General features: G+C 60.6%; 28 protein-coding genes. 12 read left to right on the forward strand and 16 right to left on the reverse strand.

Going from position 1 to position 24987, the window contains the following annotated elements; all coding sequences use genetic code 11:
* Nucleotides 1–89: 89 nt before the first annotated feature.
* Nucleotides 90–1301 (reverse strand): alanine transaminase, encoded by a 1212-nt coding sequence (gene alaC / locus ACCD00_RS20825; RefSeq protein WP_413427326.1) that lies wholly within the window; start codon nt 1299–1301, stop codon nt 90–92.
* Nucleotides 1302–1438: 137 nt separating this feature from the next.
* On the opposite strand from alaC, the gene ACCD00_RS20830 reads away from it, so the two are divergent.
* The 3 genes from ACCD00_RS20830 to ACCD00_RS20840 all read left to right on the forward strand — a co-directional run bounded on the left by ACCD00_RS20830 (nt 1439) and on the right by ACCD00_RS20840 (nt 3241).
* Nucleotides 1439–2101 carry a LysE family translocator gene (locus ACCD00_RS20830; protein WP_413427327.1) on the forward strand — a complete coding sequence of 221 codons (663 nt, stop codon included), beginning with the start codon at nt 1439–1441 and terminating at the stop codon, nt 2099–2101.
* Between the two features lie 67 nt (nt 2102–2168).
* Nucleotides 2169–2654 carry a GyrI-like domain-containing protein gene (locus ACCD00_RS20835; RefSeq protein ID WP_413427328.1) on the forward strand — a complete coding sequence of 162 codons (486 nt, stop codon included), beginning with the start codon at nt 2169–2171 and terminating at the stop codon, nt 2652–2654.
* Between the two features lie 98 nt (nt 2655–2752).
* Complete coding sequence (locus ACCD00_RS20840) at nt 2753–3241, forward strand: GNAT family N-acetyltransferase (RefSeq protein ID WP_413427329.1); 489 nt, start codon at nt 2753–2755, stop codon at nt 3239–3241.
* Nucleotides 3242–3387: 146 nt separating this feature from the next.
* Here the strand turns inward: ACCD00_RS20840 and ACCD00_RS20845 are convergent, their stop codons facing one another.
* On the reverse strand, nt 3388–3873 hold the full coding sequence (locus tag ACCD00_RS20845; RefSeq protein ID WP_413427330.1) for a GNAT family N-acetyltransferase: 486 nt from the start codon (nt 3871–3873) through the stop codon (nt 3388–3390).
* Nucleotides 3874–4014: 141 nt separating this feature from the next.
* Here ACCD00_RS20845 and ACCD00_RS20850 point away from each other — a divergent pair, with 141 nt between their 5' ends.
* The 3 genes from ACCD00_RS20850 (at nt 4015) to ACCD00_RS20860 (ending at nt 6087) form a co-directional block, all read left to right on the forward strand.
* Nucleotides 4015–4440, forward strand: coding sequence for a YybH family protein (locus ACCD00_RS20850; protein ID WP_413427331.1), 426 nt, complete (start codon nt 4015–4017; stop codon nt 4438–4440).
* A 66-nt stretch (nt 4441–4506) separates the two neighbouring features.
* The gene (locus ACCD00_RS20855; protein ID WP_413427332.1) at nt 4507–4851 is read left to right on the forward strand and encodes a YciI family protein; all 345 of its coding nucleotides are present in this window, start codon (nt 4507–4509) and stop codon (nt 4849–4851) included.
* Entirely contained in the window at nt 4852–6087 is a 1236-nt protein-coding gene (locus ACCD00_RS20860) for an RNA polymerase sigma factor (RefSeq protein ID WP_413427333.1), read from the forward strand. It begins immediately after the preceding gene.
* 92 nt (nt 6088–6179) lie between these two features.
* On the opposite strand, the gene ACCD00_RS20865 is transcribed toward ACCD00_RS20860, so the two are convergent.
* Complete coding sequence (locus ACCD00_RS20865; RefSeq protein WP_413427334.1) at nt 6180–7034, reverse strand: LysR family transcriptional regulator; 855 nt, start codon at nt 7032–7034, stop codon at nt 6180–6182.
* Nucleotides 7035–7124: 90 nt separating this feature from the next.
* Here ACCD00_RS20865 and ACCD00_RS20870 point away from each other — a divergent pair, with 90 nt between their 5' ends.
* Nucleotides 7125–7559 carry a multidrug/biocide efflux PACE transporter gene (locus tag ACCD00_RS20870; RefSeq protein WP_413427335.1) on the forward strand — a complete coding sequence of 145 codons (435 nt, stop codon included), beginning with the start codon at nt 7125–7127 and terminating at the stop codon, nt 7557–7559.
* 58 nt (nt 7560–7617) lie between these two features.
* On the opposite strand, the gene ACCD00_RS20875 is transcribed toward ACCD00_RS20870, so the two are convergent.
* Entirely contained in the window at nt 7618–8376 is a 759-nt protein-coding gene (locus ACCD00_RS20875) for an SDR family NAD(P)-dependent oxidoreductase (protein ID WP_413427336.1), read from the reverse strand.
* A 121-nt stretch (nt 8377–8497) separates the two neighbouring features.
* Here ACCD00_RS20875 and ACCD00_RS20880 point away from each other — a divergent pair, with 121 nt between their 5' ends.
* A complete protein-coding gene (locus ACCD00_RS20880) occupies nt 8498–9394 on the forward strand; it encodes a LysR family transcriptional regulator (RefSeq protein ID WP_413427337.1) in 897 nt (298 codons plus the stop codon).
* A 133-nt stretch (nt 9395–9527) separates the two neighbouring features.
* Here ACCD00_RS20880 and ACCD00_RS20885 read toward each other — a convergent pair whose 3' ends face one another.
* The 6 genes from ACCD00_RS20885 to ACCD00_RS20910 form a co-directional block, all read right to left on the reverse strand.
* The gene (locus ACCD00_RS20885; protein ID WP_085717129.1) at nt 9528–10250 is read right to left on the reverse strand and encodes a TylF/MycF/NovP-related O-methyltransferase; all 723 of its coding nucleotides are present in this window, start codon (nt 10248–10250) and stop codon (nt 9528–9530) included.
* A complete protein-coding gene (locus tag ACCD00_RS20890; protein WP_413427338.1) occupies nt 10247–11113 on the reverse strand; it encodes a hypothetical protein in 867 nt (288 codons plus the stop codon). The genes ACCD00_RS20885 and ACCD00_RS20890 overlap by 4 nt, the downstream gene beginning before the upstream one ends.
* Nucleotides 11114–11412: 299 nt before the next feature.
* Nucleotides 11413–13026: an inorganic phosphate transporter gene (locus ACCD00_RS20895; protein ID WP_413427339.1), complete on the reverse strand. Its 1614-nt coding sequence runs from the start codon at nt 13024–13026 to the stop codon at nt 11413–11415.
* 248 nt (nt 13027–13274) lie between these two features.
* On the reverse strand, nt 13275–14297 hold the full coding sequence (locus ACCD00_RS20900) for a transporter (protein ID WP_008022830.1): 1023 nt from the start codon (nt 14295–14297) through the stop codon (nt 13275–13277).
* A gap of 320 nt (nt 14298–14617) precedes the next feature.
* Nucleotides 14618–14923, reverse strand: coding sequence for a PepSY domain-containing protein (locus ACCD00_RS20905; RefSeq protein ID WP_413427340.1), 306 nt, complete (start codon nt 14921–14923; stop codon nt 14618–14620).
* Nucleotides 14924–15176: 253 nt separating this feature from the next.
* Nucleotides 15177–16301, reverse strand: a complete 1125-nt coding sequence (locus tag ACCD00_RS20910; protein ID WP_413427341.1) for a glycerophosphodiester phosphodiesterase — start codon at nt 16299–16301, stop codon at nt 15177–15179.
* 233 nt (nt 16302–16534) lie between these two features.
* Here ACCD00_RS20910 and ACCD00_RS20915 point away from each other — a divergent pair, with 233 nt between their 5' ends.
* A complete protein-coding gene (locus ACCD00_RS20915) occupies nt 16535–16861 on the forward strand; it encodes a DUF2025 family protein (protein ID WP_413427342.1) in 327 nt (108 codons plus the stop codon).
* Nucleotides 16862–16984: 123 nt separating this feature from the next.
* On the opposite strand, the gene ACCD00_RS20920 is transcribed toward ACCD00_RS20915, so the two are convergent.
* Together ACCD00_RS20920 and ACCD00_RS20925 are read right to left on the reverse strand one after the other, a co-directional pair.
* Nucleotides 16985–17308: an antibiotic biosynthesis monooxygenase family protein gene (locus ACCD00_RS20920; RefSeq protein ID WP_085717136.1), complete on the reverse strand. Its 324-nt coding sequence runs from the start codon at nt 17306–17308 to the stop codon at nt 16985–16987.
* Nucleotides 17305–18012, reverse strand: coding sequence for a CTP synthase (locus ACCD00_RS20925; protein ID WP_413427354.1), 708 nt, complete (start codon nt 18010–18012; stop codon nt 17305–17307). Before ACCD00_RS20925 ends, ACCD00_RS20920 begins: the two co-directional genes overlap by 4 nt.
* Nucleotides 18013–18027: 15 nt before the next feature.
* Between ACCD00_RS20925 and ACCD00_RS20930 the strand changes: the two genes are divergently transcribed.
* Entirely contained in the window at nt 18028–18969 is a 942-nt protein-coding gene (locus tag ACCD00_RS20930; RefSeq protein WP_413427343.1) for a LysR family transcriptional regulator, read from the forward strand.
* Nucleotides 18970–18975: 6 nt separating this feature from the next.
* On the opposite strand, the gene ACCD00_RS20935 is transcribed toward ACCD00_RS20930, so the two are convergent.
* Together ACCD00_RS20935 and ACCD00_RS20940 are read right to left on the reverse strand one after the other, a co-directional pair.
* On the reverse strand, nt 18976–19509 hold the full coding sequence (locus tag ACCD00_RS20935) for a DUF1003 domain-containing protein (RefSeq protein WP_413427344.1): 534 nt from the start codon (nt 19507–19509) through the stop codon (nt 18976–18978).
* Nucleotides 19510–19633: 124 nt separating this feature from the next.
* Nucleotides 19634–20245, reverse strand: coding sequence for a TetR/AcrR family transcriptional regulator (locus ACCD00_RS20940; RefSeq protein ID WP_413427345.1), 612 nt, complete (start codon nt 20243–20245; stop codon nt 19634–19636).
* Nucleotides 20246–20461: 216 nt separating this feature from the next.
* Here ACCD00_RS20940 and ACCD00_RS20945 point away from each other — a divergent pair, with 216 nt between their 5' ends.
* On the forward strand, nt 20462–21520 hold the full coding sequence (locus ACCD00_RS20945) for an MBL fold metallo-hydrolase (protein ID WP_413427346.1): 1059 nt from the start codon (nt 20462–20464) through the stop codon (nt 21518–21520).
* 145 nt (nt 21521–21665) lie between these two features.
* Here the strand turns inward: ACCD00_RS20945 and ACCD00_RS20950 are convergent, their stop codons facing one another.
* Entirely contained in the window at nt 21666–21983 is a 318-nt protein-coding gene (locus ACCD00_RS20950) for an XRE family transcriptional regulator (RefSeq protein ID WP_413427347.1), read from the reverse strand.
* A 120-nt stretch (nt 21984–22103) separates the two neighbouring features.
* Nucleotides 22104–23069 (reverse strand): hypothetical protein, encoded by a 966-nt coding sequence (locus ACCD00_RS20955; protein ID WP_413427348.1) that lies wholly within the window; start codon nt 23067–23069, stop codon nt 22104–22106.
* A 119-nt stretch (nt 23070–23188) separates the two neighbouring features.
* Between ACCD00_RS20955 and ACCD00_RS20960 the strand changes: the two genes are divergently transcribed.
* Nucleotides 23189–24964, forward strand: coding sequence for a SulP family inorganic anion transporter (locus ACCD00_RS20960; protein ID WP_413427349.1), 1776 nt, complete (start codon nt 23189–23191; stop codon nt 24962–24964).
* Nucleotides 24965–24987 lie beyond the last annotated feature (23 nt).

Raw genomic sequence — 24987 nt, forward strand, 5'->3', positions numbered from 1 at the left:
CGCGAAAGCGGTGTGTCAGTCAACGAAGATGTTGTTTGACGCACCGCATTCGCGAGCAAGCCCGCTCCCACAGTGTTTTGTACCGGGTGTCAGGATTTGGTTACTAGCCCATCCGCCCGGAACATCCCGCGAATCCCGCGCACGGCCTGACGGATCCGGTCCTGGTTTTCGATCAGCGCAAAGCGCACGTGATCATCGCCGTATTCGCCAAACCCGACGCCCGGCGAGACACACACCTTGGCTTCGGCCAGCAGTTTCTTGGCGAACTCCAGCGAGCCCAGGTGCGCATAAGCCTCGGGAATCTTCGCCCAGACGTACATCGACGCTTTCGGGTTTTCGACCATCCAGCCCAGCTCATGCAGGCCTTTGACCAGCACGTTGCGTCGCTGCCGATACTGCTCGGCGATGTCGCGCACGCATTGCTGATCGCCTTCGAGCGCGGCAATCGCCGCCACTTGCAGCGGGGTGAAGGTGCCGTAGTCGTGGTAACTCTTGATCCGCGCCAGGGCGTTGACCAGTTCCGGGTTGCCGACCATGAAACCGATGCGCCAGCCGGCCATGTTGTAGCTCTTGGACAGGGTGAAAAACTCCACCGCAATGTCCTTGGCGCCGGGCACCTGCATGATCGACGGGGCTTTCCAGCCGTCGTAGACGATGTCGGCGTAGGCCAGGTCGTGCACCACCAGTACGTCGTACTGCTTGGCGAGGGCGATCACCCGCTCGAAGAAATCCAGCTCCACGCACTGGGCGGTAGGGTTGGACGGGAAGCCGAGGATCATCATCTTCGGTTTCGGGATCGAGCCGCGAATCGCCCGCTCCAGTTCAGCGAAGAAATCCACGCCAGGAATCAGCGGCACCGACCGCACCTGGGCGCCGGCAATCACGGCACCGTAGATGTGAATCGGGTAGCTCGGGTTCGGTACCAGTACGGTGTCGCCCTGGTCCAGGGTCGCCAGCATCAGATGCGCCAGGCCTTCCTTGGAACCGATGGTGACGATGGCTTCGTTTTCCGGGTCGATGTCGACCTCGTAGCGATCCTTGTACCAATTGGAAATCGCCCGGCGCAGACGCGGAATGCCCTTGGAGGTGGAGTAACCGTGGGTGTCTTCGCGTTGGGCCACCGTCACCAGTTTTTCGACGATGTGCGGCGGGGTGGCGCCGTCGGGGTTGCCCATGCTCAAGTCGATGATGTCTTCGCCACGACGACGGGCGGCCATCTTCAGCTCGGCAGTGATGTTGAAAACGTAAGGGGGGAGTCGATCGATGCGCGCAAAGCGGCGCGGCGAACCTTGTTCGGCCATTGTTGCCTCGGATAACGTAAGCGCCCGGAACCGTCCGAGCGACGCAGGTCAGCGGTGACCTGTGACGGAATGTACGGGCAGCTGTGGCAGACTGTCCAGCCTCCATGTAAACAAATTTTTCCGAAGGAAATGGGTCGATGGAATTTTCCAGTGGCTTCTTGCTGAGCCTCTCGCTGTGTCTGGATATCGGCGTGGCCAACATCGCAATGATCACCCTGGCCATGCAACGCGGTTATTTCCAGGGCTTTGCGCTGGGCCTCGGCACTTGCGTCGGCGACCTGATCTACGCGGTACTGGCACTGGCCGGCATGACCGTGTTGCTGCAGTACGAAAGCGTGCGCTGGGTGTTGTGGATCGGTGGCTCGGCGCTGTTGGTGTACTTCGCGGCGAAGATGATCTATTCGGCGATTCACCACGAGGCGTTGCTGGCCGAGACGGCGGAGGTCGGGAACAACTCCCACCGCAAGGAATTCTTGCGCGGGATTTTTCTCGCCATGTCCTCGCCCAGCGCCATTCTCTGGTTCGCGGCCGTTGGCGGCACGCTGATCGCCCGTTCCGGTGGCGGTGGCCCGCTCAGTTCGGCACTGTTTCTCGGCGGGTTCCTCTGTGCCGGGCTGCTCTGGTCGGCAGGCTTGTGCTTCGCCGCGAGCCATGGCGGCAAGTTGCTGGGTGACAAGCTGCTGCGCTATTCTTATATGGCATCGGCGGCGATCTTCTGTTATTTCGCAGTCTACGTGATTCTATCTGGCTATAACGAGTTCGTCGGTGCCGCCGCCGTGGAGCAGCTGCACGCGCTGTAATTGGGCGAATCGGGTTTGGCTTCTATACTCCCAGCCGAACCCATTTTTATGCGTCAGGAGTCGAGCCATGGATGAGCAAATACGCGTTGAAGTGACGGAACCACGCTTCGAACACGGACACTTCCTGCTGATTGCAGGGCTGGGCGGACAATTTACCCAGCAAACCACCCAGGACATTCCAGCACTCTGGGATAAATTCATTCCTCACATCGGCAATGTTCCGGGACAGAAGGGCGAAGTCACCTACGGCGTCTGCTGCAATTTCGATGGCAAGGGCGGCTTCGATTACATCGCAGGGGTCGAGATCAGCAAACTCGACGACTTGCCGGAAACCTATCGCTGGGTGGAAATTCAGCCGCAGCAGTACGTGGTGTTTGAACACAAAGGGCCGCTGGACACCTTGCCGCAGACCTTTCAGTACATCCATGGCACATGGCTTCCGCAGTCCGGGCGTGAACTGCTCAACGCCCCGGAGTTCGAGCGCTACAGCGAAGACTTCAACCCCAAGCTCAACACCGGCAAGCTGGAAATCTGGTTGCCGATCAAGCCATGACGCTTGAAACGAGGGGCGGATCAGCCGATTCGTCTCTCGATGTCCCACGACGGCTGATTTATGATCGCCAGCCTTTCCCACGCTGATCCCGAGCTGCCATGAACACCGTCATCCGCAACGTCACCCCTGCCGATCTTGACCGCTGTTTTGCCATCGAAACCCTCGCCTATGAAGGTGACGAAGCCGCGACCCGCGAGAAGATCGCCACCCGCATCGCCACTTGGCCCGAGGGTTTTATCGTCGCTGAAGTGGACGGAGCCGTGGCCGGTTTCATCAATTCCGGCGCGGCGTTTCAGGTGGAAATGTCGGACGAGGCGTTCAAGGAACTGATCGGCCACGACCCGGCCGGGCCGCACGTGGTGATCATGTCGGTGGTGGTGCATCCGGATTATCAGGGGCAAGGCCTGGCCAAGCGCCTGATGGGCGAGTTCATCGAGCGCATGCGTGCGCTGGGCAAGGTCAGCATCAACCTGATGTGCAAGGAACGGCACATTCCGTTGTACGCCGGGTTCGGTTTTGCCTACGTCAAACCCTCGGCTTCCGACCATGGCGGCATGGCGTGGCATGAGATGGTGCTCAAGCTCTGATCCGACGTAGATCCCCTGTAGGAGCGAGCTTGCTCGCGATGGAGTGTCAGTCGACACCACTTATGCTGACACACCTTCGCGAGCAAGCTCGCTCCTACAGAGGGGCAGTGTTGTGTCAGTAATGCCTGTAAAGAACTAACGCGCAGTCAAAACACCAACCCCATCCGCCGTTCATAGCCGATCCGGCCCTTGTACGCCTCGCCGCTGTCGACAAAGCCAAACCTGGCATACAGGGCGATGGCCGCCTCGTTGTCGGCATCCACCGACAGCTCCAGCGCCTTGATTTCCGGCCAGGCCCGGCGCGCCGCCTCGGGCAGCGCCTGCAGGCAGGCCTTGCCGTAGCCTTTGCCCTGAGCGCGTTGATCGACTTGCAGTGCATGCAGGGTGGCGCTGTGTTCATCGGCCCAGGCCGGCAGCACCGGAGGGCGCTTGAGCAGCAGGAACGCGACGGGCACACCTTCGGCCAGCAGGGCGAAGCCCTTGACGCCGGGGCCGGGCCGGGACAGCAGGGTGTGCAGGGCGCCGTGGATATCGCCGGAGAATCTGATTTGCTCCGGGTGCACTTCGATGGCCTCGACCTGTTGGCGCTGCAGCGTGTTCAGGCTTTCATAAGTCACGAGTCGGGCTGTCACGGGATTGTCCTTTTTCCTACATGAATGAATCTCGGATTCTAGCGAGTCTGGTCGTTTGGATTATTTTTATTTCACCTGTCGATTTGCCGGATCGCCGGACGACTAAGGGTGTCTTCACTATAAAAACCACGGAGAACCACCATGAACTCGCAAACCCAGATCCACAACCTCATCGAGAACTATCGTCAGGCGGTCAAGGCCAAGGACATTGAAAAAGTCATGGCCCTGTATGCCGATGACATCGTCTCCTTCGACGCGGTCAAGGCCCTGCAATTCAAAGGCAAGCCGGCGTATCGCGCGCATTGGCAGGCCTGCATGGAAATGTGCCCCGGCCCGCACATCTTCGAATTCCACGAAATCACCATCGAGCCGTCCCAGGAAATTGCCTTCGCTCACTGGCTGGCCAATTGCGGTGGCACCAACGACAAGGGCGAAACCCAGTCCTGCTGGATGCGCGTCACCGCTTGCTATCGGCAGGAAGCCGGGCTGTGGCAGATTGTCCACGAACATTGGTCGGCACCGTTCGACATGACCAGCGGCGCGACGCTGTTCGACCTCAAGCCCTGATCGTCGGGAAGCCGAGCCGCAATGCCAATCAGCGACCATAGTTGATCGTTCGATAAGGAGAGCGTGATGAAGTACTTATGTCTGGTCTACAGCGATGAGCGTCTGCTGCATTCGCTGCCGGAAAGCCCGAAGGACGAAGAGTGCATGGCCTACGCCGAGTCGATCCAGGGCAGTGGCCGGATGGTCGCCGCCGAGGCGCTGGAATCGGTGCAGACCGCGACCACCGTGCGCATGCGCAACGGCAAGATGTCGATCACCGACGGCCCGTTCGCTGAAACCAAGGAGCAACTGGCCGGCTTCTACCTGATCGATGCCAAGGACCTCAACGAAGCCATTCAGGTCGCCGGTAACATTCCGGCGGCCCGGGTCGGCAGCGTCGAGGTGCGTCCCGTTCGGCAGTTGAATCTTTAGATGCCGGGGCTGCCGGTTCAGGCGCAGGTCGAGCGGGTCTATCGCGAAGACTCGCGGCGGATTCTCGCGACCCTGATTCGCTTGCTGGGGGATTTCGACCTCGCCGAAGAAGCCTTGCACGAGGCGTTTTTCATCGCGGTCGAACGCTGGCAGCGTGATGGCGTGCCGGACAATCCGCGGGCCTGGCTGGTGTCCACCGGGCGCTTCAAGGCCATCGATGCCTTGCGCCGGCGTGCGCGTTTCGCCGCGTCGCAGCCCTTGTTGATCGCGCAACTGGAGGAGCTGGAACAGGCTGACTGGAGTGTTGAAGACGTGGAAGACGATCGCCTGCGGCTGATCTTCACTTGCTGCCACCCCGCCCTGGCGGCGGACGCGCAAGTGCCGCTGACGCTGCGGGAAGTCTGCGACCTGACCACGGAAGAAATCGCCCGGGCCTTTCTCTCGGCCCCGGCCACCATCGCCCAGCGCATCGTGCGCGCCAAGGCGAAGATCCGCGACGCGAAAATCCCTTATCAAGTGCCGACACTGGCTGAGTTGCCCGAACGTCTGGACAGCGTGTTGCGGGTGATTTACCTGGTGTTCAACGAGGGCTACTCGGCGTCCGTCGGGGCCGAACTGATCCGCGAGGAGTTGACCCGCGAGGCGATTCGTCTCGGCCGGTTACTGGTGGAGTTGTTGCCGGAGCCGGAGGTGATGGGCTTGCTGGCGTTGATGCTGTTGCATGAGTCGCGCCGCCCGGCCAGGACCTCGGCGAGCGGCGAGCTGATTGTTCTGGATGAGCAGGACCGTTCGCTGTGGGACGCCGGGTTGATCAGTGAAGGCTGCGCGCTGATTGAACAGGCATTGAGCATGGGGCGATTCGGACCCTATTGCTTGCAAGCGGCCATAGCGGCGGTGCATGCCGAAGCACCGACGGCGGGGGAAACCGATTGGCCGCAGATTGTCGGTCTGTATGACGTGTTGCTGCGAGCGGTGCCGTCGCCGGTGATCGAGTTGAATCGGGCGGCGGCGATTTCGAAACGGGATGGGCCGCTGGCGGGGCTGACGTTGGTGGAGGCCATTCTGGAGCGCGGAGAACTGCTCGATTACCACCTGGCGCATTCGGCACGGGCGGAATTTTGTCGGCAACTGGGCCGCAAGCAAGAGGCGCGGGCGGCGTGGGAGAGGGCGCTGGCGTTGACCCGGCAAGAGCCGGAGCGGCGGTTTATCGAAGGGCGGCTCAAGGGCTTGGAATAATGTGTTCTTACTGGCCTCTTCGCGAGCAAGCTCGCTCCCACATTCAGACCGAGTCAAGTGTGGGAGCGGGCTTGCTCGCGAAGGACGCACCACTATTCCAGCATCTTGCCCAGCAACCAGCTCCCCGCCGGCCCCGGTGGATTCAGCCGTGACCACAACGCATCCACCGACACCGTTTTCGGCCAGCCGCGCACCACCAGTTCCTGCAACGTGCCTGGCCCGAATCGCTCGACCAGCCAGCGGGGCAGCGGCGCCCAGCCGAATCCGCCCTGGGCCATTTCCAGCAGCATCAGATAGCTCGGTGCCGACCAGACGCGACCCTTCGCCCGACTTTCATAGGGATTGATGATGGTGGCCAGGCGCAGCTCGCGGTGCTGTTGCAGTGCGTCCTGATCGACGTAGGCCAGCCTTGCCAACGGGTGGGCAGGAGACACGAACAGGGCGATTTCCGTGCGTTCGTCCACCGTCGAACTGACCAGGTCCGGCGGGTAGCTGTCCTGCATTTCGGCGAAGGCAATCTGCGCCCGGCCGCTTTGCACCAGGGACACCAGGTCATCGCATTCGGCGATCAGGCATTCGAGTTCCAGGTCGGGATAACGCTGTTCGAAGGCACTGAGTGAGGCTTCGAAACGGTCCGACTGATAGGTATCGGACAGCGCCACCGTCAGCTTCGCTTCCACCCCTTGGGACAGTTGGCTGGCGGTCATTTCCAGGCGACTGGTGGCGGCCAGGATGTCCTCGGCCCGTTGCAGCATGACGTGCCCGGCCGGGGTCAGCCCGGGCTTGCGGCTGCTGCGGTCGAACAGCGTCAGGTTCAAGTCGATTTCCAGGCTGGCCACCGCCGCGCTGATAGTCGACTGACTGCGGCCCAGCTTGCGCGCCGCGGCGGAAAACGAGCCTTGGGTCGCGGCTTCGACAAACGCCAGCAACACTTCGTGAGAAGCCATGAACTATCGCCTTGATCGATGGTTATTGGTTATGAAGTATCGGTGTGATGACAGATCATGGCAACCACAGTCACTCAAGGGAGTTCGGCCATGAGCGCCAACAAGTCCATTACTGAACGTATTTTCCAGGCCATCGGTTTCGAACTGCTGGCCATCCTGATCTGTACCCCGTTGCTGGCCTGGATCATGAAGAAACCGATGCTGGAAATGGGTGTGGTCACCCTCCTCATCGCCGCGCTGGCCCTCGCCTGGAACGTGGTCTTCAACGGCATGTTCGACCGTGTGCTCAAGCGCTTCGCCATCGTGCACAACGCCTGGGTCCGGGTGGTGCATGCGCTGTTGTTCGAAGGCGGACTGGTCGCCCTCGGCGTGCCGCTGATTGCCTGGTGGCTGAAGGTCAGCCTGTGGCAGGCATTCCTGCTGGATATCGGCGTGTTGCTGTTCTTCCTGCCGTACACCTACGTCTATCACTGGGTGTATGACGTGGTTCGCGAGCGGATGGTGATGACTCGCGAGGTTTGCTGAGTAGCGTTTGAACCAGGCTTTTGTGGCGAGGGAGCAAACTCCCTCGCAACAGGGCGTTTTACAAAAACATCCCCCCCGACGCCTCGATGCGCTGGCCATTGATCCACTGGCTACCCGGCGCCAACAGCAGCGCAATCGCGGCGCCGATGTCATCCGGCAAACCGGCGCGACCCAGGGCGGTGTTGTTCGCCACCAGCGTGTTCAACCCGGGGTTGTCGCGCACGGCGCCGCCGCTGAAATCCGTTTCTATCGCCCCCGGTGCCAGGATGTTTACCGCGATGTTGCGCGCGCCGAGTTCCTTGGCCTGGTAGCGGGTCAGCACTTCCATCGCGCCTTTCATCGCCGCGTAGGCGCTGTGCCCCGGCAGACTGAAGCGGGCCAGGCCACTGGAAATGTTGACGATGCGACCACCGTCATTGAGCAATGGCAACAGCGTCTGCGTGAGGAAAAACGGCCCCTTGAAGTGGATGTTCACCAACAGGTCGAACTGTTCGACGGTGGTGTCGACGAAGTTGGCGTGCAGGCCGATCCCGGCGTTGTTGACCAGAAAGTCGAAGCGCTCGCGTTCGAAGTGGCTGCGCAAGACCTTCGCCACTTCGCTGCCGAAGGCGTCGAACTGCTCACTCCGGGCAACGTCCAGTTGCAGCATGACGGCGCGACCGCCAAGGCTTTCAATCTCGGCCACCAGTGCCTGCGCCTCGTCGGCGCGGCTGTTGTAGGTGCCGATGATATCGATGCCTTGGGCGACCAGATGCAGGGCTGCGTTTTTGCCGAGGCCGCGGCTGGCGCCGGTGATCAGTGCGATTTTACGGTTCATGGGACTTCCTCAGGTGCAGTGGCGGTTGATGTGAGGAAGTTTATTTATCCGCTTATGGGTGATAAACAGAGTGAAAGCGGAATCACTGGTCGGATAATCCGAACAATAAAAGAGCAGGCTGATGAACAAACTGGAACTGTTGCGCACCTTTGTCCGTGTCAGCGAGATGTCGAGTTTCACCCTGGCCGGCGAAAGCCTGGGCTTGCCTCGCTCAACGGTGTCCGAGCATGTGCAGGCACTGGAGGCATTGCTCGGCACCCGCCTGTTGCAACGCACCACGCGCAAGGTTCAGGCGACCCAGGATGGCCTGGTGTTGTACGAGCGCAGCAAGGACCTGTTGTCGCACATGGACGAAATCGAGGGACTGTTTCGCCAGGACGAGGCGTCGCTGGTCGGGCGCATTCGCATCGACCTGCCGAACATTCTCGCGCGTCGGGTGGTGATGCCGCGCTTGCCGCAGTTCATGGCGCAGCACCCGCTGCTCGAACTGGAAATCAGCAGCACCGACCGCCGGGTCGATCTGCTCGCCGAAGGCTTCGATTGCGTACTGCGCATCGGCGCCCAACCGGATCAATCGGTGGTGGCGCGACACCTGTGTGACTTCACCATGGTCAACTGCGCCAGCCCCGCGTATTTGCAGCGCTATGGCGTGCCCGAGCGGCTGGAAGATCTGGCGCAGCATCGGCTGGTGCACTACGTCGGTGTATTGGGCGGGCGTTCGGAAGGGTTTGTGTACGTCGACAAGGGGCAGGTGCAGCGAATGCCGATGGCCGGCAGTGTCACGGTCAACAGCACCGATGCCTACGAGGCTGCCTGCCTGGGTGGTTTCGGCCTGATTCAGGCGCCGAGGATGGGCATGCAGCAATACCTGCAAAACGGTGATTTGGTGGAGGTGTTGCCGCAGTTCAACGCGCCGTCCATGGAGGCATCGCTGCTCTATGCCCGGCAGCGGCATTTGCCGTTGCGGGTGAGGGTGTTCATTGACTGGCTGGGGGAGGTGATCCGCTCGGAAGCCTGAGATCGGTTTTTTTTTGTGGGAGCGGGCTTGCTCGCGAAAGCGGTATGTCATTCAGCAATGATGGTGACTGACACTCCGTCTTCGCGAGCAAGCCCGCTCCCACAGGGTTTTGGGTCGGCTCCAGGTCTTTGGGTCAGACGTGGAAGTAACCCACGCACGAATCGAACGGCAGGCGCTTGAGTTCGATCTTGTTCAGGTCGAGCACTTCACGCAGGGCTTTGGTTTCGCCAGGGAAGTTGCGGTAGGCGACTTCATCGAGCACCACGATCGCGCCTTTGGGCATGTACGGCAGGAAGGTTTCCAGCGCGACTTTGGTCGACTCGTACAGGTCGGTGTCGAGGATCAGCATGGCCACGACCAGGTCCGGTCGGGTCTTGACCCACTCCGGTACGGTCTTGACGATGTCGCCCTTGACCAGCTCGCAGCGCGGAATGCGGTTGACCGGGCGCAACAGGTCGTTGGCGTCGATCATGTCCTGGATCAGCGACTGGTCGGTGTCGGCGAACATGGTCTCGTTGACGTCGGCCGGGTCTTCTTTCTTGTCGATGCTCTGGAAGCCTTCGAAGGTGTCGAAACCCACGATCGAGCGGTTGATCGCATACGGCTCGAGAATCATCGACAGGTGCATGTAGAGCATCAACGAGTTGCCCTTGTACACGCCGCACTCGATGATCGCGCCCGGTACTTCAGCGACCTTCTTGAACAGTTCCATGCGCGACAACGCGGCGGTCACGCCGATGCGGTTGGCGAAGACGAATGGGGCGTCGGCCACGTATTCGGCATCGACTCGTTTCAGGACGCCGGAACGGGTTTCGTTGTACTGGGCCTCGGCGGGCGTGATGCGACGCTTGGTCATTGCTGGATTCCTCGGAAATTCGAAAAGTCGTGGACGTGGAAGTAGTCTTTGAAGCCGGCGCCGACATCCGGGCAGGCGCTGTCGACGTTAATCGCGCCGCGCTGGTGCTTGAGGTCGTCGAGATGCATCAGGCGAAAGTCCACACTGAAGCGGGTTTGTTGCGTGTAATTGGGTACGGTGCCGTGCAGGTGCGAACCGGAGAACACCAGCATCTCGGCCGTGTTGCCGGCGATGCGCAGTTCGCTGGCATCGTTGATCGCTTCGGTGGGCACCGGGTGTTGGCGCGCCTCTTCTTTGACGTTGTCCTTGGCGCGCTGGCGTTGCACGTCGATCCAGTCAGACAGGCTCCACTGCGCCGAGGTGTTTTGCACCGGGACGTCGAAGTAGGCCGGGTTGATCATCATGGTCTGGTCAGGCTGGATCGTGTAGACCGGCATCCAGGTATTGATCTGGCAGTCGACACCGCCGTACCAGGTATCGCGATGGGGCTTGTAGGCATAGCTGACGCCGGCGTGCAGGTAGTCGTAGTTGGGCACGACACGGATGCGCGGCACATCGAAAATGAATTCCTCGGGAGCGGCACCGATTTCCTCGGTGAAGCTGCAGATCAACTCCTTGGCACGCAGGCTGTTGGTGAACTGGCCCTTGAGGCGAGTCACCAGCACCACGAATTCTTCCACCGGCATCAGCGTGTGCAGGGCCTGGTGGTTGGTTTCGCCATCGAAGGCGGCCGTGATGCTTTCCTGCGCGAACGCACAGAGTTCTTTGGCGGCGCGTAACTGCGTGTTCAGGAAAATATCGCCCGCGTAAATGGCTTCTTTAAAGTCAGCTTTCTGTTGCAGCTGATTGATGTACAGATTCACGGTTCCTCTCCTGAATACATCGAGTGTCTTATGAGTCGGCATCGCGCTAACAAACTGAAGGGCTGCCGGAGGCGAGGTGCGTCAATAAAGCGCAAGCCCTAGAGTTTGTGAGCAAATGCCGTGCCGCTGGACGAAAAAAATCCCGGCGGGAAAACCCGCCGGGATGATGTGCTTGGAACCTGTACCCTGTGGGAGCGGGCTTGCTCGCGAAGGCGGTGTGTCAGTCGACTGCAGTGCTGTCTGACACGCCGCCTTCGCGAGCAAGCCCGCTCCCACACACAGACATGTTTTGCAGCGATTCAGAACAACTGCGTGAACAACCAGTACAGGCTGCCCGACAGCAGGATCGCCGCTGGCAAGGTCAGCACCCAGGCCATCAGCAGGTTGCGGATGGTCTTCATCTGCAAGCCGCCACCGTTGGCGACCATGGTCCCGGCCACACCCGAGGACAGCACGTGAGTGGTCGACACCGGCAGGCCGAACATGTCGGCGGCGCCGATGGTCAGCATCGCCACGGTTTCTGCCGAGGCGCCCTGGGCGTAGGTCAGGTGGGTCTTGCCGATTTTCTCGCCGACGGTCACCACGATGCGCTTCCAGCCGACCATGGTGCCCAGGCCCAGGGCGATGGCCACGGCGATTTTCACCCACAACGGAATGAACCGCGTGGCGTTGTCGATCTGTTGCTTGAACAGTTGCAGCTTGCCGCTGGTGTCGGCGTCGAAATTGCCGACCTTGTTCTTGTCCATCAGGCGAATGGTTTCGCTGCTCAAATACATGTCGTTACGCACGTTGCCCACGGCTTCGGCCGGGACTTTCGACAGCGAGCCATAGCTTTTCACCTGGGCGCCGATGCTGCCGGTCAGCGCCGCCAGCGCCGGCACCAATTGCGGGGTCGCTTCCTTGGAACGCACGTATTCGGACAACACCGGACGCGGGTCGGCGGGTGCTGGCAGCGGCGCAGCTTTCACCAACGCTTGCTGGGTGACTTCGGCGACCGCGGCGAACTGCAACGCTTGATCCGCCGGCATGGTGCGGTTCAAGGCGTACGCCATAGGCAGCGTGCCCACCAGAATCAGCATGATCAGGCCCATGCCTTTCTGGCCGTCGTTCGAACCGTGGGCAAACGACACGCCGGTGCAGGTCATGATCAGCAGGCCGCGAATCCACCATGGCGGCGGGGTCTGGCCCTTTGGCTCCTTGTACAGCGCACGGTTCTTGACGAACGCGCGCAGGGCCAGCAACAGCAGCGCGGCGCAGCCGAAGCCGACCAGAGGCGAGAGCAGCAGCGCGTAACCGATCTTGGTCGCCTGGGCCCAGTCCACACCGCTGGTACCGTCGCGGCCGTGCATCAGGGCATTGGCCACGCCGACCCCGATGATCGAACCGATCAGGGTGTGCGATGACGACGCTGGCAGCCCCAGCCACCAGGTGCCGAGGTTCCACAGGATCGCGGCGATCAGCAGGGCGAAGATCATCGCGAAGCCGGCGGACGAGCCGACTTGCAGGATCAGCTCCACCGGCAGCAGGGCGATGATGCCGAACGCCACCGCGCCGCTGGACAGCAGCACCCCGAGGAAATTGAAGAAACCGGACCAGACCACCGCCACGTTCGGCGGCAGCGAGTGGGTGTAGATCACCGTGGCCACCGCGTTGGCGGTGTCGTGGAAGCCGTTGACGAACTCAAAGCCCAGGGCGATCAGCAGCGCCACGCCGAGCAGCAGGAACGGCGTCCAGGTGGTCACCACCGTTCCGAGTTCGTTCATGTCGTGCATCAGGCTGTAGGCGGTAAACAACAAGCCGATGGCCAGCACGGCAACAAACACCACAATGGTGATCAGGCCGGGTTTTTTGTCGAAATGCGGTTTGGCGCTACTGGCGGGTGCCGGGGCGGCGGAGAAGGAGGGCGTAGCCATCACGGACATTCCTGAGGAGGGAAGGAGTACCGGTGATAATCGTTGCCAATTGTTACAGGGAGACTGCTCTGGGTCAGTGTTCAGGCTTTTTGCAGGGCCGCTGATCTGAAGTCACCTGCCTGTGGAAGTGAACCCTGGAACCTGTGGGAGCGGGCTTGCTCGCGAAGGCGATGTGTCATTCAACTTTGATATTGACTGACCCGACGCCTTCGCGAGCAAGCCCGCTCCCACAGGGGCTGCAGGTGCGCTCAATAATCCTGCTGCTTGCGAAACGCCCAGCGTCCGGCGATCACGGTAAACGTCGCGACCAGCGCCACAAGGATCCAGAAACCTTCCGGATCACCGGCCAGCGGAATACCACCGACGTTCATGCCGAAGAAGCCGGCGATGATGTTGATCGGCAGCGCCAGCACCGTCACCACCGTCAGGGTGAACAGCGTGCGGTTGGTCTGTTCGTTGATGTTGGCGGCGATCTCTTCCTGCAACAGCTTGATCCGCTCACCCAGCGCCGTGAGGTCGTTGATGATCAGCGCAAACTCCTCGGTGGATTTGCGCAACTCCTTCACGTCTTCCTTTTGCAGCCATTGCGGCGGCCGGTTGAGCAGGCGCAGCAACGAGCCTGGCTCCAGTGCCAGCAGCCGTTGCAATCGCACCAGCACCCGGCGATTGGCGCCCAGCTCGGCGCGGTTGGTCGACAACCGCGAGGAGAGCAATTCGTCTTCGATCTGATCCACGCTCTGGCTGGTCTTGCGCACGATCTGGGTCAGCACTTCCCCCTGATCGCGCAGCAGATGCACCAGCAGTTCCAGCGGCGAGCGAAAGCATTCCCGGGCCTTCACCGACGAGCGCAATTTGTCCACCGAGTGCAGCGGTTGCAGGCGGGCGCTGATGATCAGTCGACTGCGGGCGCACACCCACAGGGTCGAGACATCCGACGACACCATGTTGCTGAGGTTGAACACCACGTCGTTGACCACCGCCAGCAACGCGGAGTCGACATGCTCGATGCGCGTCGAGCGCGAGCCTTCGTGCAGCGCTTCGAAAAACTCCTCGGGCAATTCCAGATGACTCTTCATCCAGCGTTCGCACGCGGCGTGGGCGAGGTTCAGGTGCAGCCACAGAAATTGCTCGTCGCTCTCCGGTTGTTGCAGGTACTGCAAGGCCTCGGCGGAATTGATTTCCCGACCGGCCTCACCGGGGCGAAAACTGAAACCGTAGAGCAGGCCGAACAGATCCGTGTCGCGATGGCTTTGATCGATGCTGTGGTTCATGAGGACTCGCAAGGGGAGGCGCCTGTCACGTGTTTTACAGGTTCACTTGAGCGGCATCATCGCAAGCCGGGATGACGTTTTTGTGACAGGAAAATAAACGCATACGATTGCTCTGTCGGCGGACTGGATTGTCTTAAGAACCGCTCTGGCACGCCGATCACGCGGGGGGGGCTGTTGCGCGCAGTCGGCGATCGGCCAGCAATAACCTGCACGGTTTGTCGGGGCAGTTGAACGAGGTGACGGCACGCCTGAGCGCTTGAATCCCGAATGCGCAAAAGCCGCACGACTTCTCAATCGTGCGGCTTTTGTGTGTTTCGGGATCAGGTGTCCTGTTTGTTTTTCAGGACTTTGCCGTTGGAGGCATCGATGTCCACATCCCACTCGACGTTCCTGGCGTCACGCAGTTCGATTTCGTACTCGTAACCGTTGAAGTGGTTGTCCAGTTCGGTTTTGGTGATCGTTGCACCCGGGTGCAGATCCAGCGCGATCTTGTTCAGGTCTTCCAGCGGCTTGATCTTGCCGTCCTTGACCAGTTGCGGGATCGTATCGACCCGCACATCGGCCTGGGCCAGGCCCGCGCCGAGGGTCAGGGTTGCAGCGGTAAACAAAGCAGTCAGGGTCTTCATGGGATGCTTTCCTTGGGCGATCCGTTCAAGTGAGATCAGGTTAGCGTGGGTAACTTAATCCACCCTTAAATCCCCCGGCATGTCCTGCATCAATCCCTGTGGGAATGTGTGTTCGCCGCAAATTTTGCTGGCACACGCATAACCTGTGGGAGCGGGCTTGCTCGCGAAGAGGCCATCAGCTTCAACATCAACATCGACTGACACTCCGCTTTCGCGAGCAAGCCCGCTCCCACAGGTTTTGTGCAATTCTGAATCAATACCCGTTGTTTTTTAGCACCTGCGCCACATTCGCCGCCGGACGTTTATAAAACTTCAACAACTCTCTGGCGCGGTTGGTGAAAATACCGTCGACTCCGGCGTCCATGACTTTCTGGTAGTCCACCGCCTCGTCGACGGTATAGACGTGTACCAACAGGCCCTGACTGTGGGTGTACTGGTTCATCCACGGTTGCACCAGGTCCGAATAGCTCTGGTCGCCACCCTGGGTCAGTGCGGCGGACGGTCCTGTGCCAATGGCGCCCTGGGCCTTGGCGTAGTCGATCCACTGCTGGAATTCGGCCTTGTCCTTCGGTTCCTGACTGGCGTAGTAAGCGGCCTTGTCCTTTGCGCCGGACTCGGCAAATGTCACCTTGGACTTGGGCTCGATACTGCCTTCACCGACCCACAACAGCAGGATCTTCGGCACCGCCGGCATTTCTTTTTGCAGCAGTTCGAGGCTGCTCTTCTCAAAGGTCTGCAGGACCACCTTGCCTTTGCCCTGGCCGACCGCCAGTTCGCTTTTCGCCAGTTTCGAACCGGTAGGGCTCAGCCAGCCACGGTCCTGAAGTTTTTCCTTGAGGTCGCGTTCGATGCCGGGAAACTGCTTCGGCTCCTTGGTCTCGATATACAGGCCTGGCTTGTGCAAGGCGTTGCCCTCGGCGATGTCGATGACTTCATCAAGGGTCAGAATCTTCAGGCCGGCGAAGGCCGGGCGCGCGCGATCCGGGTACGCGGCGTTGAACCAGCTGCCCGCATCCAGGGTTTTCAGCTCGGCCATGGTGAACGCAGTGGCCGGGCTGTCCTTGCGCTCGGGGAATTTGCTGGCGACGTCAGTGGTGCGTTGCAGGTTGTTGTCGTGCAGGGCAAACAGCACGCCATCCTTGCTGCGTTGCAGGTCCATTTCCAGGTAGTCGGCGCCCAGGTCGCGGGCAGCCTTGTAGGCGGCGGCAGTGGATTCCGGTGCATCGAAAGACGCGCCACGGTGAGCGATCACAGCCGGATGCGGAATACCCGAACGGGTTGCCAGCGCCGTCGGGCCGGGTTCGCTGGTGGCCTGTGCCTGGCCGAAGCCGAGCAACAGGCTCAGTAACAGGGCGCTTTTAGTAAAGGGTACAGGCATGGTCGAGATCCTTTCGCAATGAGGGGGGCGGTTCCTTTTAACAACTGATCATTGCACACGCTATCGCGAGAGCGACACAAACCTGTTCAATGCAGAATTTTTTCAGCGCTTTTGTGCGGTTCCTTGCAGTAATCTTGGCCTCGGCCATTTCCCCGGCAGAGGGAAACCCATGCACCTGCCTTGCGTGTAAACCATCGATCAGCGGTCCGTTGTGACCTTATGTGAGGTTTACCATGCGCATCACTTCCCAGCTCATCTGCCAGGCTGCCGACCAACTCAAAGGCTTCGTCGGCCTCAATCGCAAGACCGGGCACTACATCGTGCGCTTCAGCGAAGACTCGTTCGGCATGGACGTGGCGGACGACGGCATCATCCCGACCAGAGAGTTTGTCTGGGGTGCGGGGCCCGGGCAGGCCATGACGCTCAAGCGCGAATTGATTCAGTTGCTGCTGGAGCAGAACATCGATGAGCGGATCAACATCACCGAGCCCTTGCGGGTGTACATGAACCGGCGGGACGTACCGGAGATTTCGGCGGTTCGCAGCCTTGTTCAGGGCTGAGTTTTTGCGGTGATTTGACGGGCCCCTTCGCGAGCAAGCCCGCTCCCACAAGTCTGATGGCAGCACACGAAACCTGTGGGAGCGGGCTTGCTCGCGAAGACGGCCTCAAGCACACCACATCATTTACAGGCTGAATTCGTAGGCCCGCTCAACCCTGCACACCCGCGTATGACACCGCGCATACCAGGTCGAGCGCCCACGTTCGCGAATCGCACTGTGCTGCGGATGATGCTTCCACGCCAGAATGGCCGCTTCACTGGCCCAGTACGACACGGTTATTCCCAACCCATCCTCACCCCGAGCCGATTCCACTCCGAGAAACCCCGGCTGTTCACGGGCCAGTTCGAGCATGCGTGCGGCCGCTTCGGCGTAACCCAGGTCGCCCTCGGTGCGCACCGAGGTGAAGATCACCGCGTAATAAGGCGTCGCTGGCGTATCGGCGATCATGCTGGCTGCCCCGCACAGGCTGCGACAAAGGCGCCAACCAGCGGCGGCGTGATGCCTTTGAGCGCCGCCCGCTCGGGCTGGAACAAGGTCGCGACAAAGAACGGATGGCCGCTGAGTTCGACCGCGCGCAGGCCTTGTTGCGAATCGTGGCCGACGGCGTGAAGTTCACGCTTGAGCAGCTCCCCTTCGAACTGCGGATTCACCCCATAACGACAGCGATAGCCTTCACGAATCTCGGTGTTTTCGTACGCCTGGGCGATCAACGAGCCTTCAGGCAAATGAATGGTATCGACCGCTTCCACCAGCGCGCACGTCAGCGGTGTCAGCAGCGCCCGTGTTGCATCGGGCGCCGTCTCGCCGTGTTCGGCATCCGACCAGCCCAGTACATTGCGCGCATATTCCAGCACCGCGTGTTGAAAACCACCGCAGGTGCCGAGGAAAGGTCGCCGTTGTTCGCGGGCAAAACGGATCGCTTGCAATGCGCCGTTCATGTTGCGATACGGGCTGGCCGGTACGCACCAGAAGCCGTCGAATGTGTGCAGTGGTGTTTCGGTGTGGATTTCATCGGTGGCCAGCCATTGCCATTGCAGGTTCAGGCCGGTGTACGCGGCGACCCTTTCGAGGGCAATGGGGATGGCTTGGTGGGCGGTGACCTGTGGGTCGTAGTCGCCGATCAGGGCGATGCGAATCGGGCGGGTTTCCATGGATGGCCTCTGCACTTGTTGATTCCTGGTGCCCACTATAGATTGGCGTTCACGCACTCAATATTGGCGTTTTCCCAAGTGATCAATGCAGCCACGCACTATCGACTGGACTACCCGGACCTGGCCCTGATCCTTGCGCTGGTACGCGGCGGCTCTCTGGCCCGGGCCGCACAGCTGTTGAAGGTGGATGTCTCGACGGTGTTTAGAGCGGTTCGCCGGCTGGAGGCTGCACTGGGTCAGCAACTGTTCGAAAAGAGCCGCGCCGGTTACTTGCCCTCCACCCTGGCGCAGTCCCTGGCTGAACAGGCCGAGCGCGCCGAGCAGGCGCTGGAGGCGGCGCGCATCGGTGTGGAGCAGGGCGGTGAAGTGATCAGCGGCATCGTGCGCCTGACCTGTACCGATTCGGTCCTGCAAGGTTTGCTGTTGCCGGCGCTGGCGCAGTTCATGCCGAATTATCCGGCGCTGACGCTCGAACTCAGCACGTCCAATGATTTTGCCAACCTCAGCCGTCGGGATGCCGATATCGCCCTGCGCCTGACCCGATCGCCACCGGAGCACCTGGTGGGACGGCGACTGGCGGATATTTCCTACCGCGTGTGCGCCAGCGAGCGATACCTGCAATCGGTCAACACCACAGACCTGGTCTCATTGACCTGGATCGCTCCGGACGACTTCCTGCCCGATCACCCGACCGTTACCTGGCGTCGCCAGGCCTTGCCGGGTGTAACGCCGGGCTATCGCTGTAACAGCATGCTTTCGGTTACCGAGCTGGTCAGGGCGGGGCTGGGCGTCGCGGCATTGCCGGACTTTTTGATCGGCGACGGACTGCAGCCGCTGGGCGAGCCGTTGCACGGATTCGACACCGCACTGTGGCTGCTGACCCGTCCCGACTGCCGCGCGTTGCGCTCGGTGGTCACCTTGTTCGACGAGTTGGGGCGGGCGCTGAAACTGCCGTGAAGCCGTTCAGGCTTTTGGCTCATCCTTGTGCACGAAGTGTTGATGCATTTCCGTGGTCAGGTTTTCGATGCGCTCGGTGAGGGCCTTGGTCATCTCCGTGAGGCGGGTGTTCTGTTCAAGCAGCTCCAACAGTTGCGCGGTGTTTTTCGCGGCTTCTGCCTGTCGTTCGCTGTTGGCGATCGCCAGCGCTTCGCGGTGCTGCGCATCGGCATCGGTCTGGGCTTTGTCCCGCGCGGCCTGACGAGTCTGGGCTAACAGAATCAATGGTGCGGCATAGGCCGATTGCAGGCTGAAAGCCAGGTTGAGCAGGATGAACGGGTACGCGTCGAAGTGGGTGAAACCGGACAGGTTGAGGCACACCCAGGCCACCACGATCAGTGTTTGTGCGCCAAGAAAGGTCGGGGTGCCAAAGAATCGGGCAAAGGCTTCTGCGCGCAGGGCAAACTTGTCATTGCCAAAGGTCGGCGCCAGGTGGGCATGGGGGCGATGGAAACGCAGGTGATCGACGGGGGCTGCGGTTGCTTGGCTCGTGGTGGTCATGATGCTCTCTGTTTGTCTCCGGGACTGAGGCTCACTATAGCCTCAGCGCCAGTTTCATTCTGAAACACATGTACCGTTCAAATCAGCGCCATCAATCGTTCGACACCGCCGTCGACGTTGTCATTTATGACACCTGATAGCAGGCCAGAAACATGTCCAGCGCGGATTCGGCCACCCGGTGTTGTTCTTCGGGTGGCAAGCCCGGCTTGCCCATGGAAATCTGCGGCCAGAATGCAAAAGACTTGAGCAGCCCCTGCACCTGTTGCGCGGCAAAATCAGGGGCAATGGCTTTCAACCGGCCATCGGCCTGAGCGGCGCGAATCCATACCGTCAGCCCTTCTTCGCGTTCGCCCATTCGCGCCACCATGTCCTGCGCCCGTTCCGGGGAATGAATCGTCGCCGCTATCGCCACCCGAGCCAGGTCGAGAAAATTGTCATCGCCCAACATTTGCAGTTTGGCCATCAGCAATCTGCGCAATTGGTCGCGCAGCGGCAGGTCGGGACGGTAGGCCGTTTCCTGTTCTGCCGTTACCCGGGTCCATAACTGATTGAGGATCTCGGCGAACAACTCTTCCTTGCTGGGGAAGTGGTTGTACACGGTGCGCTTCGACACGCCGGCAGTGGCCGCAATCTTGTCCATGCTGGTGATCTCGAAACCGTTGTCACGGAATTCGTTGATCGCGGCTTGAATGATCGCTTGGCGTTTTCGGTCGGTGAGGCGCTGTGGAGCTGTCATAAGTACGCTTCGGCAGGAAAAAGGGGAGAATTACACTCGGTAGTTTACTTGTCATCGACTTTGATGCAACCTAGAAACTACACTGTGCAGTGTAATGTTTTGTTAATCCTGCCCAGTAAAAAATAGAAAGTCCGGCTGATGCGTGCGTGCCTTGGCCATTTATCGTCCCAAAGCGGAGAATCGCGTCATGCGCGGTTTTTCTGGAGTCATTCAGACATGGCCAATTCAAACTCCCCGGCGGACAACGCCTCCACACCTGAAGCGTCCCGACAGGCTCAAGGGCAGTATCAGAACTTCACGCCGATTCAGCGTTTAAGCTTTGGCAAAACCATGGGCATCCTGTGGAACGCGCTGTTCCACAAGCCGCAAAACACCCGCCCGAGCGCGCCCGTCCCGGTGCAAGCCCTGACTCAAGCCGCACTGATCGCAGCGCCCAACCACAGCGTCTATCGCCTGGGCCACTCCACCGTGTTGCTCAAGCTGCGCGACAAGTTCTGGATCACCGACCCGGTCTTCGCCGAGCGGGCCTCGCCCGTGCAATGGGCCGGCCCCAAGCGTTTTCACCAGCCACCGATCAGCCTGGAACAATTGCCACCGATTGAAGCGGTGATCCTGTCCCACGACCACTACGACCACCTGGATCATCAGGCGGTGTTGAAGCTCGCGGACAAGACCAAACACTTCCTTACCCCGCTGGGCGTAGGCGACACCCTGATCAAATGGGGCATCGACGCCAGCAAAGTCCGCCAACTGGATTGGTGGCAAGGCACGGAAGTCGATGGCATCCAGTTCATCGCCACCCCATCGCAGCACTTCTCCGGCCGTGGCCTGTTCGACAGCAACAGCACACTCTGGGCCTCGTGGGTGATGATCGACGGCGACACGCGCATCTTCTTCAGCGGTGACAGCGGCTACTTCGACGGCTTCAAACGCATCGGCGAACAGTACGGCCCGTTCGACCTGACCCTGATGGAAACCGGCGCCTACAACGTCGACTGGCCGCACGTGCACATGCAACCCGAACAAACCCTGCAAGCCCACCTAGACCTCAAGGGCCGCTGGCTACTGCCGATCCACAACGGCACGTTCGACCTGTCGATGCACGCCTGGTACGAACCCTTCGACCGTATCCTGGCCCTGGCCTGGGAACGCAACGTATCGATCACCACTCCGCAGATGGGAGAAGCGTTCAATCTGATGCATCCGCAGCGCGGTAGTGCGTGGTGGCTGGCGGTGGAAGGGGAGAGTGATCGGGTGGTGGCGCAGAACGCGTAGAGTGATGGGCCCCTGTAGGAGCGAGCTTGCTCGCGAAAAAAATCTGGACAACGCGATCATTCAGACAGCACGCGTTATCGTTAACGTCCATCGCGAGCCAGCTCGCTCCTACAGGGGGGCATTTATCGTCAGTCGATGAGTTGGCTCACTCCACCATCGCAAAATCCGCGCGCCCAACCGGATTCGGCGTAGACCCTTTCACATTCATCCCTCGGCCCGGCGCAAACCCCGGGAAGAACACCAACCCTTCGGCTTCAAGCCGATAGGCCAGCGCCAGGCGCGTGACATCCAGCACTTCCTGGCGTGCCTCGAAACGTTGAATGGCCTCCACCGAAACCCGGGACTCCCGCGACAGCTCTTCCACACTCCAGCCCAGCATCGCTCGGGCCTGGGCGCAGTGGGTCGGGGTGAATTGGAAGAGGGCGATACGTTCCAGGGTGATTTTCATCGCTTGAGAGGCCATGGTGTTCTCCGGGCTCGAGAGTGTTGGTTCAAAATATACTGTGTTTTTGTACAGTTGTTTTGAGCCCGGATCAAACGCATTTTTTGATTTGTCTTTTCAGGCAGACGAACGGCGCTGCGCTTACTTGCCCGCCAACCCCGGCGCTTCCCGCACGATGAAGTGATCCAGATTCTCGATGTTGGCGCTGAACACGCCGAACGTCTGCTCGGGGTTTTTCTTGCTCGGCACCTGTTTCAATTCTGGCGTCACCCCATAAAAGAAGCAGTACAACTCCCGCCCGCTCTCGATGGCGTGCTTGATCTCCTCCAGGAACGCCTTGCGTTTGCGGTAGCTGTCGATCAGCTTTTTGCTCAGGTAAACATTGACCGAGTAAGGCTTCTTCTCGAGCCAGACCTTCTTCTCGAAGTCGATGCGAAAGCTCTGGGTGTAGTCCTTGATCTCCTTGACCTTGCCCCAGTAAATCAGCCCCTTGTTGTCCTGCAGGTATTCGATCTTCTTGAAAAACGACCCGTAGGGCGCGGTGTGCTCGCCAATCTTCAGCGGCACGCGCTTGAGCAAATCCTTGTCGTCGAAGTTCGACACAAAACACTCCACCGGGTGGGCGAAGATGCTGGTCTTGTCCGGTGCCGATTCCCTGACCGGTTGCTCGACATTGCTTGCCGCCGAAGACGTCAACGACTCATCCCGCCCCCCATCCGCCGCGACCTTCGGGCTGAACGGCTTGCGCACATACTCGCGTCGAGTCAGCAACAGTTCCGATGGGAAATGTTCCTCGCGACTGTCATCCGTTTCTGCATCCTCCACACCCGACGCCGGTGTCTTCAGGCTCGCATAAGGACACCCCTCGACATGCCGCGTGCTCGGCAGGTTCTTGAAGTGTGGCGTGCGCACGTAATTCACATTCTTCGCGTTGAAGGTGCCCAGCTCATTGCTCGCATCGAACGCCAAACGACAGACATCGTTGGGGCACTGGAAATGCTCCCTGGCCGAATCGAACGCCATCGTCTCGTCGAAATTCAGATCCCGAACGTCATAGATCGACAACTTGTCGTTGAGGCTGAGGCAGTAGGCGAGGTCGAATTTCATGTCGGGTTCCAGGTCCTTTATGCGAGCAGCTTCCAGTGATGGCGCATTCGAAGCAATAGCTACACTGAGATCACTTCGGTATCGCCGGGTCTGCACAGTCCATCAAAGAGAGCGGTTTCATGAGCCAATCAGATGCTTCGCCGCCCCTCCCGGAGCCGGGCCGGATAGCACGCCGGGATGAACAGACCGGCTGGCGCCGCTGGCTACCGGGCCTGGGCATGCTGCGCGAATATCAATCGGCATGGTTGCGTTACGACATCGTGGCCGGCCTGGTGCTGACCACGATGCTGGTGCCGGTCGGTATCGCCTATGCGGTGGCTTCGGGCGTGCCCGGCATTTATGGCTTGTACGCGACTATCGTTCCGCTGCTGTTCTATGCCTTGTTCGGCCCCAGCCGGATTCTGGTGATGGGGCCGGATTCCTCCCTTGTGGCCGTCATCCTTGCGGTCATCATTCCACTCTCCGGCGGCGACCCGCAGCGAGCCGTCGCCCTGGCGGGGATGATGGCGATCGTCTCGGGAGCGGTGTGTATCCTGGCCGGTATCGCGCGCCTGGGGTTTATCACCGAGCTGCTGTCCAAGCCGATCCGCTACGGCTACATGAACGGCATCGCACTGACCGTATTGATCAGCCAACTGCCCAAACTGTTCGGTTTTTCGATCGAGTCTGGCGGTCCGTTGAGTAGCCTGTGGGCCATCGCCTCGGCGGTGATGGAGGGAAAGGTCAACTGGACCACCTTCACGGTCGGCGGGCTCACCCTGGCAGTGATCCTGCTGCTCAAAAGAAGACCGCAATTGCCGGGCATCCTGATCGCCGTGGCAGGCGCGACGGTCGCCGTCGGTGTACTCGACCTTGCGACACGCGCCGGTGTGTCGGTCCTCGGTTCGCTCCCGCAAGGCTTGCCCGGCTTCGCCATCCCCTGGATCACCAGCGCCGATATCGTCCCGGTCTTGATCGGTGGCTGCGCCGTCGCACTCGTCTCGTTCGCCGACACCAGCGTGCTGTCCCGTGTCTACGCGGCGCGGACCCGTACTTACGTCAACCCGAACCAGGAAATGGTGGGCCTCGGTATCGCCAACCTGGCTGCCGGATTTTTTCAGGGTTTCCCGATCAGCAGCAGCTCGTCACGTACGCCCGTGGCCGAGGCCGCCGGTGCCAAGACCCAAATGACCGGCGTCGTCGGCGCACTGGCGGTGGCCTTGCTGCTGGTGGTGGCACCGGACCTGCTGCAACACCTGCCATCCAGCGCACTGGCGGCGGTCGTGATCGCCTCGGCCATTGGCCTGATCGAGATCAGCGACCTGCGCCGGATCTATCGCATCCAGCGTTGGGAATGCTGGCTATCGATTGTCTGCACGGTCGGCGTGGCCGCGTTCGGCGCGATCGAGGGCATCGGCCTGGCCATCGTGATTGCAGTCATTGAATTCCTCTGGGATGGCTGGCGCCCGTATTCAGCGGTATTGGGGCGCGCCGATGGGGTCAAGGGTTACCACGACATCAAGCGTTATCCCGACGCGCGCCTGATACCCGGCCTGGTCCTGTTTCGCTGGGATGCGCCGTTGTTTTTCGCCAACGCCGAACTGTTCAGCGACCGAGTGCTGGACGCCGTGGCAGCATCGCCCACCCCCGTGCGCTGGCTGGTGGTCGCCGCAGAGCCGGTCACCAGCGTCGACGTGACCTCCGCCGACATGTTGGCCGAACTGGACGACACGCTGCACGCGGCAGGTATCGAGTTGTGCATTGCCGAGATGAAGGATCCGGTCAAGGACAAGCTCAAGCGCTTCGGGTTGTTTGCGCGGCTGGGGGAGACAGCATTTTTTCCAACGATCGGGACGGCTGTGGACAGCTATGTGGCGAATTACCAGATGGATTACAGGGAGCGGGAAGATGAATGAAAGGGATTGTCGTGAAACCCGCG

It is taken from the genome of Pseudomonas sp. Pseusp3 (assembly GCF_047304225.1).
GTDB classification, from domain to species: domain Bacteria; phylum Pseudomonadota; class Gammaproteobacteria; order Pseudomonadales; family Pseudomonadaceae; genus Aquipseudomonas; species Aquipseudomonas fluorescens_CD.

Coding starts and splice junctions, on each gene's coding strand:
- alaC (WP_413427326.1), bottom strand. CDS start 1,301: ATGGCCGAACAAGGTTCGCCGCGCCGCTTTGCGCGCATCGATCGACTC.
- ACCD00_RS20830 (WP_413427327.1), top strand. CDS start 1,439: ATGGAATTTTCCAGTGGCTTCTTGCTGAGCCTCTCGCTGTGTCTGGAT.
- ACCD00_RS20835 (WP_413427328.1), top strand. CDS start 2,169: ATGGATGAGCAAATACGCGTTGAAGTGACGGAACCACGCTTCGAACAC.
- ACCD00_RS20840 (WP_413427329.1), top strand. CDS start 2,753: ATGAACACCGTCATCCGCAACGTCACCCCTGCCGATCTTGACCGCTGT.
- ACCD00_RS20850 (WP_413427331.1), top strand. CDS start 4,015: ATGAACTCGCAAACCCAGATCCACAACCTCATCGAGAACTATCGTCAG.
- ACCD00_RS20855 (WP_413427332.1), top strand. CDS start 4,507: ATGAAGTACTTATGTCTGGTCTACAGCGATGAGCGTCTGCTGCATTCG.
- ACCD00_RS20860 (WP_413427333.1), top strand. CDS start 4,852: ATGCCGGGGCTGCCGGTTCAGGCGCAGGTCGAGCGGGTCTATCGCGAA.
- ACCD00_RS20865 (WP_413427334.1), bottom strand. CDS start 7,034: ATGGCTTCTCACGAAGTGTTGCTGGCGTTTGTCGAAGCCGCGACCCAA.
- ACCD00_RS20870 (WP_413427335.1), top strand. CDS start 7,125: ATGAGCGCCAACAAGTCCATTACTGAACGTATTTTCCAGGCCATCGGT.
- ACCD00_RS20875 (WP_413427336.1), bottom strand. CDS start 8,376: ATGAACCGTAAAATCGCACTGATCACCGGCGCCAGCCGCGGCCTCGGC.
- ACCD00_RS20880 (WP_413427337.1), top strand. CDS start 8,498: ATGAACAAACTGGAACTGTTGCGCACCTTTGTCCGTGTCAGCGAGATG.
- ACCD00_RS20885 (WP_085717129.1), bottom strand. CDS start 10,250: ATGACCAAGCGTCGCATCACGCCCGCCGAGGCCCAGTACAACGAAACC.
- ACCD00_RS20895 (WP_413427339.1), bottom strand. CDS start 13,026: ATGGCTACGCCCTCCTTCTCCGCCGCCCCGGCACCCGCCAGTAGCGCC.
- ACCD00_RS20900 (WP_008022830.1), bottom strand. CDS start 14,297: ATGAACCACAGCATCGATCAAAGCCATCGCGACACGGATCTGTTCGGC.
- ACCD00_RS20905 (WP_413427340.1), bottom strand. CDS start 14,923: ATGAAGACCCTGACTGCTTTGTTTACCGCTGCAACCCTGACCCTCGGC.
- ACCD00_RS20910 (WP_413427341.1), bottom strand. CDS start 16,301: ATGCCTGTACCCTTTACTAAAAGCGCCCTGTTACTGAGCCTGTTGCTC.
- ACCD00_RS20915 (WP_413427342.1), top strand. CDS start 16,535: ATGCGCATCACTTCCCAGCTCATCTGCCAGGCTGCCGACCAACTCAAA.
- ACCD00_RS20920 (WP_085717136.1), bottom strand. CDS start 17,308: ATGATCGCCGATACGCCAGCGACGCCTTATTACGCGGTGATCTTCACC.
- ACCD00_RS20925 (WP_413427354.1), bottom strand. CDS start 18,012: ATGGAAACCCGCCCGATTCGCATCGCCCTGATCGGCGACTACGACCCA.
- ACCD00_RS20935 (WP_413427344.1), bottom strand. CDS start 19,509: ATGACCACCACGAGCCAAGCAACCGCAGCCCCCGTCGATCACCTGCGT.
- ACCD00_RS20940 (WP_413427345.1), bottom strand. CDS start 20,245: ATGACAGCTCCACAGCGCCTCACCGACCGAAAACGCCAAGCGATCATT.
- ACCD00_RS20945 (WP_413427346.1), top strand. CDS start 20,462: ATGGCCAATTCAAACTCCCCGGCGGACAACGCCTCCACACCTGAAGCG.
- ACCD00_RS20950 (WP_413427347.1), bottom strand. CDS start 21,983: ATGGCCTCTCAAGCGATGAAAATCACCCTGGAACGTATCGCCCTCTTC.
- ACCD00_RS20955 (WP_413427348.1), bottom strand. CDS start 23,069: ATGAAATTCGACCTCGCCTACTGCCTCAGCCTCAACGACAAGTTGTCG.
- ACCD00_RS20960 (WP_413427349.1), top strand. CDS start 23,189: ATGAGCCAATCAGATGCTTCGCCGCCCCTCCCGGAGCCGGGCCGGATA.